The 17,075-nt window shown below is 60.2% G+C and carries 10 protein-coding genes; 7 read left to right on the top strand and 3 right to left on the bottom strand.

Translation table 11 applies throughout. The features are described from left to right. Window positions 1-42 precede the first annotated feature (42 nt). The 7 genes from BN2664_RS01565 (at window position 43) to BN2664_RS01535 (ending at window position 11,170) form a co-directional block, all read left to right on the top strand. A complete protein-coding gene (locus tag BN2664_RS01565) occupies window positions 43-681 on the top strand; it encodes a GNAT family N-acetyltransferase (protein ID WP_007000469.1) in 639 nt (212 codons plus the stop codon). Window positions 682-986: 305 nt separating this feature from the next. Further along, window positions 987-2,621: a trigger factor gene (tig, locus tag BN2664_RS01560; protein ID WP_007000468.1), complete on the top strand. Its 1,635-nt coding sequence runs from the start codon at window positions 987-989 to the stop codon at window positions 2,619-2,621. Window positions 2,622-2,953: 332 nt separating this feature from the next. Next, the gene (locus BN2664_RS01555; protein ID WP_197408632.1) at window positions 2,954-7,606 is read left to right on the top strand and encodes a metallophosphoesterase; all 4,653 of its coding nucleotides are present in this window, start codon (window positions 2,954-2,956) and stop codon (window positions 7,604-7,606) included. Between the two features lie 404 nt (window positions 7,607-8,010). Further along, entirely contained in the window at window positions 8,011-8,628 is a 618-nt protein-coding gene (locus BN2664_RS01550; RefSeq protein WP_040316929.1) for a ClpP family protease, read from the top strand. 41 nt (window positions 8,629-8,669) lie between these two features. Then, entirely contained in the window at window positions 8,670-9,335 is a 666-nt protein-coding gene (locus BN2664_RS01545; RefSeq protein WP_040317091.1) for an ATP-dependent Clp protease proteolytic subunit, read from the top strand. A 273-nt stretch (window positions 9,336-9,608) separates the two neighbouring features. Further along, complete coding sequence (gene clpX / locus BN2664_RS01540) at window positions 9,609-10,874, top strand: ATP-dependent Clp protease ATP-binding subunit ClpX (RefSeq protein WP_058120592.1); 1,266 nt, start codon at window positions 9,609-9,611, stop codon at window positions 10,872-10,874. Beyond that, window positions 10,871-11,170 (top strand): chorismate mutase, encoded by a 300-nt coding sequence (locus BN2664_RS01535; RefSeq protein ID WP_007000462.1) that lies wholly within the window; start codon window positions 10,871-10,873, stop codon window positions 11,168-11,170. The genes clpX and BN2664_RS01535 overlap by 4 nt, the downstream gene beginning before the upstream one ends. Before the next feature lie 6 nt (window positions 11,171-11,176). On the opposite strand, the gene BN2664_RS01530 is transcribed toward BN2664_RS01535, so the two are convergent. The 3 genes from BN2664_RS01530 to BN2664_RS01520 all read right to left on the bottom strand — a co-directional run bounded on the left by BN2664_RS01530 (window position 11,177) and on the right by BN2664_RS01520 (window position 17,031). Then, window positions 11,177-12,985, bottom strand: a complete 1,809-nt coding sequence (locus BN2664_RS01530; RefSeq protein WP_007000461.1) for an AMP-dependent synthetase/ligase — start codon at window positions 12,983-12,985, stop codon at window positions 11,177-11,179. A gap of 130 nt (window positions 12,986-13,115) precedes the next feature. Further along, window positions 13,116-14,981, bottom strand: coding sequence for an AMP-dependent synthetase/ligase (locus BN2664_RS01525; RefSeq protein ID WP_007000460.1), 1,866 nt, complete (start codon window positions 14,979-14,981; stop codon window positions 13,116-13,118). Between the two features lie 115 nt (window positions 14,982-15,096). Then, entirely contained in the window at window positions 15,097-17,031 is a 1,935-nt protein-coding gene (locus BN2664_RS01520) for an AMP-dependent synthetase/ligase (protein WP_007000459.1), read from the bottom strand. Between the last annotated feature and the right edge of the window lie 44 nt (window positions 17,032-17,075).

The raw sequence follows: 17,075 nt of genomic DNA, 5'->3' as shown, positions 1-17,075 counted from the left end.
GCCCGGTGGCCGCCCCTTCGCCGTGGTGAGACAATGGCGCACATGAGCGATCCATTTGCGCGTCTTGATGACGTTATCGAAATTGAAACCCGCCACCTCTTTCTTACTGGCTGGCGCCGCGAGGATGCCGAGGCTTGGGCGGCAATTAATGCCGATGAAAAGGCCCGAGAGTTTATAGGCGAAACAATTTCGGCGGAGCGCGCGGCCCGCGAGGTTGCAATGTTCCAGGCTGACCTGGTGGAGCGCGGCTTCGGCTTGTGGGCGGCGCGGCTCAAGTACTCGCTGCGGGATCGCGGGGAGATCCTCCTCAAGGCGGGAGATTTGGTGGGCTTTGTGGGAGCGACCCCCGCCCCGCAGCCGGATGGGAAACCTGCGGTGTACGAGGGGCAGGAAATTGAGTGGCAACTCGCCTGGTGCCTTGATCGGCGCGTGTGGGGGATGGGTCTGGCCACCGAGGCGGCGTCTAAAGTCCGCGACTATTTGCTGGGCGTGGAGCGTCTAGACGTGATTGGCGGGTTTGCGGCGTCGGCGAATGGTGCGAGCCTGCGGGTGATGGAAAAAATTGGGTTAAAGGATACGGGTATTCATTACGCAGATGCTTCCGTTGCCGGAGGTGGTGACGACGACGCCGTTGTGCGGGCATTGACCCGCGAGAAATGGCGGAAGATGCTCGAGGTGTGAGCAAGCGGCGGGCGCGGTTTGCCTGATCGGGCCGGGCCCGGCGGGCCTGAGATGGTTACCAGGCCCGCGGTGGTTGCCGGGGCGCGACCGCGGCCGAGAGAGTCGGCGTCGTCGCTTATGCGCCTCGCGCGCCTTAAGTAACGCGCTCCACTGAAAGCGTAAGGCTACCCACAAGCGCGAAAAGGCAGATTTGGCTTAGAATTAGCCGGTATGCCTAAACGCAATGCGCGTTTTGGGCCTGTAAGTGGGCCGCGTGCCTTTCAAGTCGGGCGAATTGCCCTTAAGACCTAGAACATGGAGAAATAGTGAAGAGCTCCTACGAACTGCTCGAAGCCACCCGCGCGAAGGTGAGCATCGAGGTACCTTACGAAGAACTGCAGCCGGAAATCGACAAGGCCGCTAAGAAGATCGCGACCCAGGTGCAGATCCCGGGCTTCCGTCGCGGGCACGTGCCGGCGCGAGTGCTGGAGGCGCAGATTGGCCGCGGCGCGATCGTGGAGCAGGCCGTCAACGATTCGATGGACGATTACTACACCTCGGCTCTGGAAGAGCATGAGCTTTCCCCGCTCGGTCGCCCCGAGGTTGACGTTCGCGAGATGCCGGTGGAGCGCGGCGAAGAAGGCCCGCTGGCTTTCGACGTGACCGTTGATGTGCGCCCCGAAATCATTATTCCCAACCCCAAGGATCTGAAGATTGAAGTCGATCCGGTGGCGGTGTCCGACGACGATGTCGAAAAGGCTCTGACCGAGTTGCGCGAGCGTTTCGGCTCCCTGAAGACGGTTGAGCGCGCTGCAGCCGAAGGTGACTACGTCACGATCGACCTTTCTGCCGTGATCGACGGCGAAGAGATTGATACCGCTTCCGGTGTTTCCTACCGGATTGGCGCCGGCAACATGATTGACGGCCTTGACGAGGCGGTCACTGGCAAGTCCGCCGGCGAAGAAGCGAACTTCACCTCCGCACTGGTGGGCGGCGATCACGCCGGCGAAGAAGCGGAAGTTTCCGTGACGGTTGAGAAGGTCCAGGAGATGGAGCTTCCCGAGGCCGACGACGACTTTGCCGAGATGGCCTCCGAATTCGATACCCTCGAGGAGTTGCGGGCCTCTCTGCGTGAAAAGTCGGAGAAGGAAGCCGGCGAAAAGCAGATCGCCCAGGCTCGCACCAAGCTCATTGAGCAGTTGCGGGATTCGGTTGAGGTGCCGCTTTCGGACTCCATTATCGACGAGCAGGTTCGCCAGCACCTGCAGTCCGAGGGCAAGGATGAGGACGACGCCCACGGTGCCGAGGTGCGCGAGGAGATCACCTCTAGCCTGAAGGATCAGCTCATGCTTGACGTTCTGGCTGAGAAGTTCGGCGTTTCCGTCCAGCAGGACGAGCTGTTCAACTTCCTGGTGCAGCAGGCGCAGCTTTACGGCATGGATCCCAACCAGTTTATTTCGGCGGCCGTGCAGACCGGCCAGATTTCGGCCTTCTCCGGCGAGCTTGCGCGCGGCAAGGGCCTCGTTTCCGCCCTCCGCTTGGCGCAGGTGAAGGACACCGAGGGCAATGATGTTGACGTCGTGGCTGTGGTTGGTGAGAAGCCGGAAGAGGAGAACGACGATCCGGACTTCTCGCAGGAGCCCAAGCGGCCCGCCCCGAAGAAGGCCGCCAGCAAGCCGGCCGCTAAGAAGTCGGCTAAGAAGGCCGAGGGCGCAGAGTCTCCGGAGTCGGCTGATTCTGCTGAGTCGGCAGAATCCGCTGAGTCGGCAGAGTCCGCGGATTCGGCTGATGAAGCCGCCGGGGCCGAAGATGGCGATTTCGATCCGAGCGGTTTGAAGATCGACGATGTGATGGAGTACGTCGAGGGCAAGGACAGCGCCGAGGTCCAGCGCGTTCTCAATGCCGAGAAGGCGGGTAAGGCCCGCAAGTCTCTTATTTCCAAGTTGGAGAAGCTTATCTAAGCGCTTCTTATCAGTCGCGCGTCTAATACGCGCCCAACGGCGGTGCCCCCGAGGAATCGGGGGCGCCGCCGTTTTTAATCCCTCCGACGTATCTCACATTCGTGTTCGACCGGCGCGGAATGCGTTTATTTCAGCCGTTCTGGCGTGGCGCGAGTCTAGTCGATAACGATTATCGCCAACTCTTCTCCGGGAATTTACAGCGTGTTCACATGTGCGCCGTAGGTTCACCATGCGTTTCCGCGTAGGGCGTTTGCATCGTTCTTGCGTCTTCCACGTCGGCGCGCATCTCATTCCTGACAACACATCTCACTCAAAGAAAAATGGAGAAGAAAATGAGATCACCGAAGAAGGGACTTTGCGCCTTGGTGGCGCTTGCTCTCGCGCCGCTCGGCGTGGTGAGCCTACCCTCCGGTGCCCTCGCTGACGAAGTGCCGACGCCGGGTATTTACTCGCCGGCTCTCGCGTCAACGAATGACAATCCGACGGTGGTGGACGGCAAGACCGTTCCGCTCGACCCGCGGCCTGGATTCCGCGTGTTGCCGTACTTGCAGCGGCCGTCCGATACGGGCATCACAATCAATTGGTTCACCGAGCTCGGACATGACGCGAAGCTGACGGTAACCGGCCCGGGCCTGCCCCCTACCGGTTTGGTTAAGACCGTCAAGGGCGTTCACAACCCCGTCAATGATTACCAGGACTACGAACTCACGCAGGGCGACCTCACCCGTAAGAAGGCCCTCAAGGTTGCGCAAGGTGCGTGGATTCGTGCCGATAAGCCCTTCAAGTACTCGATTGATCTCGACGGTTTGACGGCTGATTCCACCTACCAGTACAAGGTGGAAGTTGATGGCTACGAGCACGCCGCGGACTTCTCGACGCTTCCGGCGGCGGGCTCCAAGCTCACCAAGCCGATTCACATTATTGCTTTCTCGGATACGGAAACCGATCCGATTGGCCGCGTGACCTACCGCGAGTGGGAGCAGACGCTCAACCTCGCTGAAGGTTCCGAGGATCGCCCGGGCGAGGGTTCCACCTGGGATGAGAAGTTCGGTGGTAGCACCCGTAACGGCAAGTATGCCGTGAACTACGCCCTCACCGAGGATCAGGCGCAGGAGATCAACAACGCCGCTATTGCCGATGCTGATCCGGATCTGCTGCTGCTCCCAGGCGATATCGCCGAGCGCGCCTCCTCGCAGACGCATTGGGATGAATGGTTCCGCTACTTCGCAGGCGATAAGGGCCACCCGCTCGATTCCATCCCGGTAATTACCTCCTTGGGCAACCACGAGGTTTACGGTTACGGCACCCCGGACGATCGCACCTCCGTGATCCGCGCCCGCGCCGCCTACAACCAGGTTTTCGATACCCATGGTTCGGATAACGCCGATGCGCGCGATGCTTACCATCGCACCGATTACGGCCCGATCACCTTCATCTCGCTCGACTCGACGAATGGTCAGCCGGATCAGTCGCCCGAGTCGGCGGAGGCGAAGAAGCAAAAGGGCGATCCGAACTACCAGCCCTTGCCCGCTCCCGCGGATATGAAGGGCAATGACGCGAATATTACCGAGGAACAGCTCGGCACCGACACCCAGAACCAGTTCACCATGGAGGAGATCCGCCGCGACTTCCCGAAAACGGTTGAATCCGGTTGGTGGGGCGAAGGCCAGGACCCGAACTCGGTTGATCAGCCGGACTTCATGCCCGGTTCGGATCAGTACAAGTGGCTCGAAGCCCAGCTCAAGGATGCCCGTTCCAAGGGTCAGACCATCGTGGTGCAGTACCACCACGTGGCCTACTCGAACGGTACGCACGGCACCACCATGGGTCACGAGTTCTCCGATTTGCAGCCGGGTACGCCCATGCGTCACCTCGAACCGCTTTTCGAGAAGTACCAGGTAGCTTCGGTCTTCTCCGGCCACGATGAAATGTTCCAGGCGTCCTATGTTGACGAGGATGGCGACGGCGTCGGCATCTACCACTGGGACGTGGGCGTGGCCTCCGACGGCCTGCGCGGCGAGAAGATGGTGAAGAACGAAAACGGCGAGTACGTGCCGCTTCGCTTCAACTCTCACTCAATCTGGATGGCTCAGGCCGATGAGCCGGAAATGTGGAAGACCAACAAAAACGGTGTGAAGCACCTGGTTTCCGGCGGTAAGCATTACGGCCACCTAGACATCAAGATTGCGCCCTACGAGGGGCAGCCGCTCGCCTCGGGCAAGATGCCGGCGGCCACCATGGTGATGACCCCGATCTCCCTCTTCCCGGTGCTCGATGACAACTACGACCTCGACCACGTCGAGCGTCGCGTGCTCGAGTCCGGAATTCAGACGGTCTACCTGGATGAGAACGGCGCTCCGCTTCCCGTAAAGGCGGCTGATGACGATGATACGGATCAGGGCGAAGGCGTGAACCGCTTCTCCATGGCCGTTCTCCCGGACACTCAGTTCTACTCGCGCTACTCCACCGAGAGCAGCGGTAACCAGTTCGGCGCTATGTACGGTAGCGAACCTTACGATTCCCAGACTCAGTGGATTGTGGACAACGCTGACGCGCTCGGCCTGAAGCTCACCATGCATTTGGGCGACGTCGTCGATCAGGTGAACCATGACGACCAATGGGCCATCGCCTCGAAGGCGATGAAGAAGCTCGAGGCGGCGGGCCAGCCGTACTCGATCCTGGCCGGTAACCACGACGTCGGGCGCACCGCCGAAGAAGAAGGCCTTTCGGCCGATTACACGATTTACAAGAACATCTTCAGCTCCGAGCGCGCCGCGAAGAACTCCACCTTCATTGAACGTGACCCGAGCGGCGCTCACGAAGCGCACCTCGTGAACGTCGATGGTACGCAGTTCCTCGTTCTCAACCTTTCGTGGGCCGCGGACGCTAAGGCCTTCGAGTGGGCGCAGGGAATCCTCGATCGTTACAAGACGACCCCGACGATCCTCAACTCCCACCAGCTCATTAACGTTGAGGGCGACGGCGTCACCCCCTTGCGCACCGACTTTGGTGAGAAGGTCTGGAACGAACTGATCAAGAACAACGATCAGGTGTTCCTCACCTTCAACGGACACCACCACGGTGCAACCAAGTGGGAGCGCACGAACGAGTTCGGCCACCCCGTCTACCAGGTGCTGATGGATTACCAGATGGCCTACATGGGCGGCAACGGCTACATGGGCGTGGTGGAGTTCGATCTGGCCAACGGCAAGATCCACCAGACCACCTTCTCCCCGTGGGTTCCGCAGAAGCCGAAGGACACCCTGGTTCCGGACGATCAGGCGAAGCTGACCGGTGATAACCAGACCTTCACCATCGACTTCGATTTCGCGGCCCGGTTCCCCGAGCTGAAGATCGGCCAGAAGCCGGCCACCGAGAAGTCCGCTACCGAGCAGCTCAATGCTTGGTTGGACACCTTTGAAGAGCCGTCTGCGAAGGACACCCAGCCGGCCCAGGACGCGGACGACTACCAGAAGGTAGAAGGCGCCGTGGCCCACTGGAAGATGCCCACCGACCTCACCGAGGGCCAGACCGTTCCGGTCGGCTACGAGATTGAAGATGCCACCGATCCGGCGAACAACTTCACCCGCGCCCCGCTCAACGAGGGTTCGGTGACGAACGCGCAGGAGTCAGACGTGACCTGGACGGCGAACCATCACCCGCTTTCGGCTAACTCTGGTGCCATGTGCTTCAGCGGTGCCGGACGCGATGATAACAACGCCTCCTACTTCATGACTGCCGAGGGCGCTCCGATCAACGCGGAGACCTTCCCGAACGGTTTCACCTTCGAAACCTTCGTGTCGATTTCCTCTGAGTTTGATAACGAGAACAACGCCTGGATGCAGTGGCTGACCCGTGACGGCCAGCGCCAGAACATTAAGGGCTACGCCGGCACGGAAGGTGAGGAGCCGCCGTTCGCGTGGGCCTTCTCGAACCTCGCTGAAGTTCAGTTCTCCTTCACCGACGGCCAGAACCCGCCGGCGGAAAGCTCCGCGTGGTCGGGTGAGATCGTCAAGCGCGATCAGTGGATGCACCTCGTGGTTGTGAATGATCCCGAGACCAAGACGGCCACTATGTACGTGGATGGCGTGCCAGTGCTCCGCAACTCCACCGATGTGGTGGGCGTGGGTACCGAGGGCCTGCCCTGGGTGCTTGGTGCCGGTTCTTACGCTGGTCAGCGTCAGTCTGGATTCGTTGGTTGCATTGGTGAAACCCGTTTGGTTGATCACCCGATCGCCCAGTCGCAGTGGCTGACCGCCCGCGCTAGCGATGTTCCCGCGCCGGAGCCGACGCCGGAGCCGACGTGGCCGCAGGTTGGCAACGTCTACGTGCGTGATTCGCTCAGCACCGGCGTAGCGAACAGCATCTTCGGATACGGCGATACGGGCGAGGACGTGTTCTTCGGCGACTGGGATGGCGACGGCGTTGCTACCCCGGGCGTGAAGCGTGGAAACGCCTTCCTGCTTCGCAAGCAGAATACACCGGGCGTGGCGGATATCGTCTTCACGTACGGCAACCCCACGGATTCCTTCGTGGTCGGTGATTTCGATGGCGATGGCGTGGACACGATTGCCGTCCAGCGCGGCAACAAGTTCTTCGTGAAGAATTCGCTGAAGACCGGCAAGGCCGACTTCGACTTCATGTACGGTGACTCGAATGACGTTGCGATTGCCGGCGATTTCGATGGCGATGATGTGGACACGATTGCGGTCCAGCGTGGCAACAAGTTCTTCGTGAAGAATTCGCTGAAGACCGGCAAGGCCGACTTCGACTTCATGTACGGTGACTCGAATGACGTTGCGATTGCCGGCGATTTCGATGGCGACGGCGTGGACACGATTGCGGTCCAGCGTGGCAACAAGTTCTTCGTGAAGAATTCGCTGAAGACCGGCAAGGCCGACTTCAGTTTCGCCTACGGAGACAATGGCGACTTCGGCTCCATTGCCATCTTTGGCAAGGGTGTTGGGGTGGCAATTTCCCGCTAACGGAAAATGATCCATTCGTGAATCCCTGAATGGGCGGGGCCGGACTCAACTTCGGGTTGAGCCCGGCCCCGCTTCCATTGCGGCAGGGTTGGCCATTGGTACGCGCCGGAACAGGTGCGGCGGCCAGTGCCTCGTGCCGGAGTGGTGGCACCGGCCGCCGCATCGCGCCGGAGTATCTACGGCGTCGGGAAGGAGAGCGGCGGCGTCGGGAAGAAGCGCGAAACTTTATGGGAGGGGACTCAACTTCTGGTCGGAGCGGGGTGCTACCATGCGCCATGAGCGAAAAAGAGACGAGGCTGGATGAATCGGCTTTCGTCTGGTCGTTAAAGTCTTCAGTGGCAATGCGGGTGCCGTACCCGAAATCGGTGCCCTAGGAAGGATTAACTGTGCAGAACACCCCGAGGATGGCCGCTGAGCAGCCGAATATGCTCGGCGATTCCGTCTATCAGCGGCTTTTGAAGTCGCGCATTATTTGGCTTGGATCGGAAGTGAAGCAGGAGAACGCGAACGAGATTTGCGCCCAGCTCATGCTTCTGGCCGCGGAGGATCCCGAAAGCGATATTTATCTATACATCAACTCGCCGGGCGGCTCGGTTACCGCGGGTATGGCGATTTACGACACCATGCAGTACGTGCAACCGGATGTGGTGACCGTGGCAATGGGGATGGCGGCCTCTATGGGCCAGTTCCTGCTTTCGGCCGGCACGAAGGGGAAGCGCTACATCACGCCGCACACACGCGTTCTGATGCATCAGCCGTCGGGCGGCGCGGGCGGCGTTGCCGCGGATATCCGTATTAATGCGGACCTCATTCTCAAGATGAAGCAGGAGCTTTCCGCTCTGAACGCCGAGCACACGGGCAAAACGGTGGAGCAGATCCTCGAGGATTCGGAGCGTGACCGCTGGTTCACGGCCGAAGAGGCGCTCGAGTACGGCTTCGTTGACCACATCATTGAGCCGTCTCAGGCCATGCTTAAGGGCAAGGCATCGGAGTCCGATTCCAACGCGGAGGGGGAGAACTAATGGATATCAACTTCAACGCGGCCGGACAGCTCCCGCAGATGATGGCGAAGGGCGCCGCTCCTTACGGAAACGCGCCGATGATGCCCACCTCCCGCTACGTGCTCCCGGATTTTGAAGAGCGCACGCCTTACGGCTACAAGCGGTCCAACCCGTACACCAAGCTTTTTGAGGATCGCATTATCTTCCTCGGTGTGCAGGTGGACGATGCCTCCGCGGACGACATTATGGCTCAGCTCCTGGTGCTCGAGTCGATGGATCCGAATTCCCCAGTGACGATGTACATCAACTCGCCGGGCGGCTCTTTCACCGCCCTCACCGCGATTTACGACACGATGCAGTACATCAAGCCGGAGATTCAGACGGTGTGCCTCGGCCAGGCGGCTTCCGCCGCGGCGGTGTTGCTCGCGGCCGGTTCGGCCGGGCGGCGCCTCGCGCTTCCCAATGCGCGCGTGCTGATCCACCAGCCCGCCATGGAGGGAATGCAGGGGCAGGCAACCGATATCGGGATTATTGCCGATGAGCTGGACCGCATGACGGACTGGCTGGTCGAGACCCTCGCTCACCACTCCGGCCAGGATCCGGAGAAGGTGCGCCAGGATATCCAGCGTGACAAGATCCTTACCGCTCAGCAGGCGAAGGATTACGGTCTGGTCGATCAGGTGCTCGAATCTCGCAAGGGGAGCGATACTCCGCAAATCGCGGGTTAGCGTTCTAGCGAACGGGGTAAAAAGAACCTTCGTGGGCAGAGGCCGGGGGCGTGGCGGGAAGCTACGCTCCCGGCCTTCTTGTATGTGGCCGGCCCCTTTGCGCTCGGCGCGCCGAGCGTGTGCTTCGCGGCGCTGGGCGCTGGGAATTGTAGGGTTATCGAAGGCGTTAGGCAGGTTGAGGAAACAGGGCGAGCTGTGGAAACAGCAGGCCGCGCGTTTGCCGCCTTTGGATAAGCTTGGCGGGTAAGAGTAGTCGAGGAGAGCAACGGATACATGGCTCGTACAGTTGATGCAGCAGAGACCTTGAAATGCTCGTTTTGCATGAAGAGTCAGCGCCAGGTGAAGAAGCTCATCACCGGCTCGGGCGTCTACATCTGCAACGAGTGCATCGAGCTGTGCAATGAGATCATCGCCGAGGAGCTTGGCGAAGAAGCGGCGGAAGCTGCGCCGTCGAAACTACCTACCCCCGCGGAAATCTTCGAATTCCTCAATGAATACGTGATTGGCCAGGAAGCGGCCAAACGCACGCTCTCGGTGGCGGTGTACAACCACTACAAGCGCCTGCGGGAGATGAATAAGCCGAAGCGCAAGAGCCAGGAAACCGACGTTGAAATCGGCAAATCGAATATTTTGCTGCTCGGGCCCACCGGGACGGGAAAAACCTATCTGGCGCAGTCACTGGCACGAATGCTCGATGTCCCCTTCGCTATCGCGGACGCCACCGCGCTCACCGAGGCAGGCTATGTGGGCGAAGATGTGGAAAACATTCTGCTTCGCCTTATTCAGGCGGCCGGGGATGATCCCAAGCGCGCCGAAAGCGGCATTATCTACATTGACGAAATTGATAAAATCTCGCGCAAATCTGAGAATCCCTCGATAACTCGCGATGTTTCAGGCGAGGGCGTGCAGCAGGCGCTACTGAAAATTATTGAGGGAACGGTTGCCGCGGTTCCCCCGCAGGGCGGGCGCAAGCATCCGCAAAGCGACTATATCCAGCTCGATACGTCCAATATCCTCTTCATCTGCGCGGGCGCTTTCGATGGGATGGATGACATTATTTCCCAGTGCCAGGGCACGCACGGAATTGGCTTCGGCGCGCAACTCCACGACGCGGAAAAAACGCCAAACCTGTTGGCCGAGGTTACCCCGGAGGATCTGCATCGCTTTGGCCTGATTCCGGAGCTGGTGGGGCGCCTTCCGGTGGTCGCCACCGTCAACGCGCTAACCGAAGAAGATCTGGTGCGGATTCTTACCGAGCCGAAGAACGCCCTGGTCAAGCAGTATCGGCGCATGCTGGAGCTGGATGGGGTAGGCCTTGAGTTCGACGACGACGCTCTGACGGCCATGGCACAAGAGGCCATGCGGCGCGGCACAGGCGCGCGCGGGTTGCGAACTATCCTTGAACGCGTTTTGGCCTCAACCATGTTTGAGATTCCGTCTCGGGACGATGTCTCCGAGGTGGTGGTTAGCCGCGACGCGGTGGAGGGCAAGACGTCCCCCGAGTATGTTGCCAAGCGCTCGCAGGGGAAGACCGCATGAGCGGAGTTGACCCCGAGCTCGCGCGAATGCGCGAGCGGATTGATGAACTAGATCAAGAGCTCGTCTCGGTGCTGGCGCGCCGTTTTGGCGTCACCGATAAGGTTGGCCGTTACAAGGCCACCCACGCCATGCCGGCGAAAGACATGGCGCGGGAGGAACGCCAGCGGGAACGCCTTCGCCGCCTGGTCGAGGAGGCCGGACTCGATCCGGAAATCGCGGTACGGATTCACGCCGCGGTAGTAGCCGAAGCGGTGGAAAATCACCGGCGAATTCGAGACGAACTCGCCGGGCGATAGGTGCGACTAGTTTCCGCCGTAAATCTCCGCGTCGATAATCTCGGCAAAGTCGCGTAGCACGCGCTGCCGCTTTACCTTGAGGGAAGCCGTGAGATATCCGTTTTGCACCGTAAAGTCGGTCGGCAAAACCACGAACTTACGAATCGACTCGGCGCGCGAAACCGATTGGTTGGCACGCTTGACGGCGCGATCGAGCGCGGCAATTACCTGCGGGTCGCGCGCGGCCTCCGCCACCGATTCGGATTCCAATCCTTTCGACTTCAGCCAAATTGGCAGCATTTCCGCATCGAGTGTGAAAACTGCGGAGATGAACGGCTTTTGATCGCCTACCACAACCACTTGAGAAACCAGCGGGTGGCCGCGGAGCTTATCTTCCAGTTGCGCCGGAGCAACGTTCTTCCCGCCCGCGGTGACAATGAGTTCCTTCTTGCGCCCGGTAATCCAGATGAATCCATCCTCATCGATATGGCCAATATCGCCGGTGCGGAACCAACCGTCCTCGGTAAAGGATTCCCGAGAGGCGGCGTCGTCGCCCACATAACCCGTGAACACGTGATCGCCCTTCACCAAGATTTCACCATCCGCGTCAGTGGCAACGTGGCAACCGGGGTAGGCCGGGCCCACCGAGCCAATCTTCTGATGGCCGATGCGGTTGACGGTGGTGGGGGCGGACGTTTCGGTGGTGCCGTAACCCTCCAGCACCGTGATGCCAATTCCGCGGAAGAAGTGCCCGAGGCGCTCGCCGAGCGGGGCGCCGCCGGAAATTGCGTACTTCAGCTCCCCGCCGAGCAGATCACGGAGCGTCGAGTAGACCAGGCGATCGCCGACGGCGTGGGAAAGACGCAGCGGCAGAGACGGCCCGGCCTCGGTATCCAGCGCGCGCGAATAGGCAATGGCGACCTTGGCGTAGTAGCGGAAAATCTTCTGCTTGGGGCCGGCCGATTTCGCGTCCGCGGCATTGTAGATCTTCTCGAAAACGCGCGGCACCGCCAGTACGTACTCGGGTTTGAAAGACTGAATATCCGCTATGAGGTTCTTCGTATCCGGCGCGTAGGCAATCACTTCGCCCTGATACAGCGCCACCAGGTTGATAAACCGCGCAAAAGAGTGGGCCATGGGGAGGAACAAGATCGTGCGCTTGCCGGTAAGAATCGGTGCAAGGTTCTCATCCAGGGGGCCATTCATCGCCACGTGTAGCAGATTGCGGTGCGTAAGCTGCACGCCTTTGGAACGCCCGGTGGTGCCGGAAGTGTAGATAATCGTGGCTAAATCATCGGCGCGAATAGCGTCGGTGCGCGCGTCGATTTGCGCGTCGAGCTCGCGGCCGCCGCGGGTGGCGAGGCGATCCAAATCGTTCGCTTCAATAACGAAAATTTCTTTGAAGTGCTCGAATTCTTCCAGTGCGGGTGCCACGGTGGAGCGCATTTGTTCGTTTTCGACGACGGCGAAGCGGCAGTGTGCATCGTCAATAATCCACCGCGCCTGGTCGGTCGAATCGGTCTCGTAAATAGGCACCGCCAGCGCTCCAATGGACCAGAGCGCAAAATCGAGCAGCGTGAACTCGTAGCGAGTATGGCACATAATCGCTACTCGATCTTTGGGCTGCACGCCGAGGTCAATAAAACCGCGGGCCAGGGCGCGGTAAGCCCCGGTAAAGGTTCGCCAGGTGATATCCGACCAGCCGCCGTAGGACTTAACGGCGATGGCCTTACGGTCCGGCTGCTCGCTCGCAATATTGCGGAAGAGCCAGGGAATAGACATTTCGTCGGTCACGCGAATCTTTCCGGGCGTGAAGCTCTCGTCGCGGTCAGTCATGATTCCTCCAATGTGGTTACGGCACCGTAAGTTAAATACCTGTAGCCAAGGTACCCCGCGGAAATCACTATGTCTCGGACACGCCTCAACCTTTGTGCAGAATCACAGAGGTGTTCGCTAGGCACCCGCGCTAGACGTCCTCGCCTTCGGCGCGGTTGTAGAGCGCGTCAATGAGATCGCTGTAATCGCGTAGCACCACATTGCGCTTGACCTTTGCCGACGCCGTCATGCGGCCATTATTGACCGAAAAGTCCTCCGGGAGGATGGAGAAGCGGCGAATGGATTCAGCTCGCGAAACTCCGCGGTTGGCGCGCTTAATGGCGGCATCAAGCGCGGCGATGACATCGGGATTCTTGCGGGCCTCGGCCACGCTCATCTCCGGCAGGCCCTTCGATTTGAGCCAGGCGGGGAGAGCGGTTTCGTCCAAGGTAATCAGCGCGGAAATGAACGGCCGCCCATCTCCCAGAACCACCACCTGCGAGACGAGTGGGTAGCCCTGCAAGCGCTCCTCAAGCGGGGCGGGAGCCACGTTCTTGCCACCGGCGGTGACGATAATGTCCTTCTTCCGGCCGGTAATCCACACCCAGCCGTCCGCATCGATTTCGCCCAGGTCACCGGTGCGCAGCCAGCCGTCGTCGGTAAAGACTTTCTTGGTTTCCTCGTCATTATTGAGGTATCCGGCGAAAACGTGATCGCCCTTGACGAGGATTTCGCCGTCCTTCGCGGTGCGCACGCGCGTGCCGGGATAGGCCGGCCCGGTGGAGCCAATTTTTTGGTAATCGGTGCGGTTGACGGTGGTGGGCGCCGTCGTCTCGGTAGCTCCGTAGCCTTCCAGCACGGTAAAACCAACGCCGCGGTAGAAGTGCCCTAGACGTTGCCCGAGCGCCGCGCCGCCGGAGACGATGTAGCGCAGGCGGGGCCCCATAAGCTCACGGATTTTAGCGTAAACGAGCTTGTCGCCCAGGGCGTGCTGCGCCCGAAGTGCCGCGGAAGGGCCTTCTTCTGTTTCCAGCGCCTTCGAGTAATCCGCTGCCACCTGAGCGTAGTGGCGCAGAATTTTTTGCTGCGCCCCCGAAACACGGGTATCGGCGGCGGTGTAAATCTTTTCCAGAACCCGCGGCACCAGGAGTAAATATTCCGGTTGGAAACTCTGTACGTCGTCAAGCACGGTAGAAAAATCGGAGACGTAGCCAATGTAGCGTCCCGAATAGAGGCACAGCAGGTTAATGAAGCGCGCAAAAACGTGCGCGAGCGGGAGGAAGAGCAGTGTGGAGCGCCCGCGCACAACTTCGCCAAGATCCATATCTAGCGGACCGTTGAGCACCACGTGAAGGAAATTGCGGTGCGTAATAATCGAGCCCTTGGAGCGCCCGGTGGTGCCGGAAGTGTAAATAATCGTGGCCGGATCATCCGCGCGGGTGGCGTCAATGCGGCGGTTAATCTCTGCGTCCAGCTCCGCGGCGCCTTCGGCGTCGGCGGGAACCGACAACTCGCGCAGGCTTTCCGGTGATACAGAGGCTACGCGCTCAAAGAAATCAAACTGGCCGACCGCGGGCTGCATCTCCTCGGCCATCAGGCCGTCTTCGGCGAAACCGCCCCGGCAACGCGAATCCTCGATAATCCACATAATTTGTTCGGGGGAGTCGGTTTGGTAAATCGGTACCAGGAGCCCGCCCGCGGCCCAGACCGCGAAATCCACCACCACGAACTCGTATCCCGTATGCGCCATAATCGCGTAGCGGTCACCGGGTTGCAGGCCCGCCCGGACGAGCCCTCGCGCGAGGGATAGGTAATCCTCGCGGAATTGCCGCCAGGTAATTGAATTCCACGAACCATCCGCATTCTTGGTTTTGATGATGGTCTTGTCCGGCTCTTCCTCGCTCTTCCAGCGATACAGCGCCGGCAGGGACATGTCATCGGTAACCTGAATTGAGCTGGGGATAAAGGATTCCCCGGCGCTATTGCGGAAAACCGGTTTCTCGCTCGGCTTTTTCATGGCTCTAAACTCCTCGTCGCACCCCGCGCATAATAGAAGGCCTACTCCCGTGCGTATTCCCGGGGCAGTCGCGGATTTCTTGTCCCTACCTTACGTCTTTTGGGTGGAGGGCGGTTTATTTGCTGCTGTTGCCGTACAGATCTCGTTCGACGACGTCGTTGAAATCGCGCAACACCAGGTCACGCTTCACTTTTAGCGAGGCCGTGAGGTAGCCGTTCTGGGGCGTGAAATCAGTAGGTAAAATAACGAACTTCCGTACCGATTCGGCGCGCGAAACCGCGCTATTTGCGCGCTTTATGGCGCGGTCAATCGCGGCAATCACTTGCGGGTCGGTGGCGGCCTGCGCCAGGGTCATATTTCCCAAGCCCTTATTCTTCAGCCACACCGGGAGCATGTCCCGATCCAGGGTCACCAGCGCGGCAATAAATGGCTTCTTATCGCCCACAATGACCACCTCGGAAATCAGCGGATGCGAGCGCAAGCGATCCTCGAGCACCGCGGGGGAGACGTTCTTTCCGCCCGCCGTCACGATGAGTTGCTTCTTACGGCCGGTAATCCAGATGTAGCCGTCCGCATCGATTTTCCCGATGTCGCCGGTCCGGTACCAGCCGTCGTCGGTAAAGGACTCCTTGGTGGCTTCGTCATTATTGAGGTAGCCGGCGAAAATATGATCGCCCTTCGCCAGGATTTCTCCGTCCGGCGCCTCGACCACGCGTGTACCCGGATATGCGGGCCCCACCGAGCCAACCCGCATTCGGTTTGGCTGATTGACGGCGGTAGGCGCCGTCGTCTCGGTGGTGCCGTAACCTTCCAGAATCGTGATTCCCGCGCCGCGGAAGAAGTGCGCCAGCCGTGCCGAAAGTGGCGCCCCACCGGAAATCGCGTAGGTGAGCTTGCCGCCGGTGGCCTCGCGAATTTTCCCGTAAACCAGGTGGTCTCCGGCGATATGCGCGGCGCGCAGGCGGAGATTGGGGCCTTCCGGGGTTTCTAGCGCGCGCGAATACTCAATCGCAACCTTGGCGTAGTAGCGGAACATTTTTTGTTTGAAACCGGTGTTCTTCGCGTCAATCGCGTTGTAGATCTTCTCGAAAACTCGAGGGACGGCGAGGAAGAAGTCCGGCTGGAAACTCGCCATCGAGCTCACCAGCTGGCTGGTGTCTGGTTCGTAGGCGATATAAAGCGAATGATAGAGCGCCGCGACGTTAATAAATCGCGCAAAAACGTGGGCCATCGGCAGGAATAACAACGTGCGCTTGTTCGGGAAGAAAAGGTCGCGCAGATTGTTGTCCAGCGGGCCATTAATCGCGAGGTGGAGCAGATTGCGGTGGGTGATCTTCGCGCCCTTCGGGCGGCCGGTGGTGCCCGAGGTATAGATAATCGTGGCAACGTCGGAGGCGTGGATCGCGTCAATTCGGCGGTCGATTTCGTTCTCGAGCTCTAAATCACCGCGCGCGGCGATTTTCGTCAGATCGTCCGATTCGATAACGAAGATTTGTTCGAGCGTGTTGATCTTCGCGGCGAGCGGGGCAAGCATTCCCTGCATTTGCGCGTTTTCCACGATCGCCATGCGGCACTGGGCGTCCTCCACGATCCACGCGGCCTGCTCGGCCGAGTCGGTTTCGTAGATGGGAACCGCCATGGCGCCAATTGACCAGAGTGCGGCATCAATCAGCGTGAATTCGTAGCGGGTGTGGCACATAATCGCCAGCCGCTCGCCCGGCCGCACCCCGAGCGCGATGAATCCGCGCGCCAACGCCCGATAATCGGCTTCGAATGCCCGCCAGCTCAGCGCCGACCAGGTTCCGTAGGCGCTTTTCCGCGCGATGATCTGCTGATCGGGGAGGTTGCGCGCATTGTTTCGCAGCACTCGCGGGATCGACATCTCCTCGGCCACCTCGACCACCGCGGGGGTGAAGCTAATTGGCTTCCCCTGCCGGAACTTATCCTCATGCTGGTCTTGGCGCAGAGTTTCCGGGGCGCACTGGGGTTCCGCGGGGGCGGTGCGGTTTTCCGCGGGGGCGGCTCCGGTCTGATTTTGCTGTTCTACCACGCGTTCCTCCGTTCAACTGGGGGTAACAATATCGCAACTTACGG

Origin of the sequence: Actinobaculum massiliense (genome assembly GCF_001457435.1) — a bacterium.
Lineage (GTDB): Bacteria > Actinomycetota > Actinomycetes > Actinomycetales > Actinomycetaceae > Actinobaculum > Actinobaculum massiliense.
Note: the sequence above shows the minus strand (reverse complement) of the source record. Positions and strands in the feature narration are given on the sequence as shown.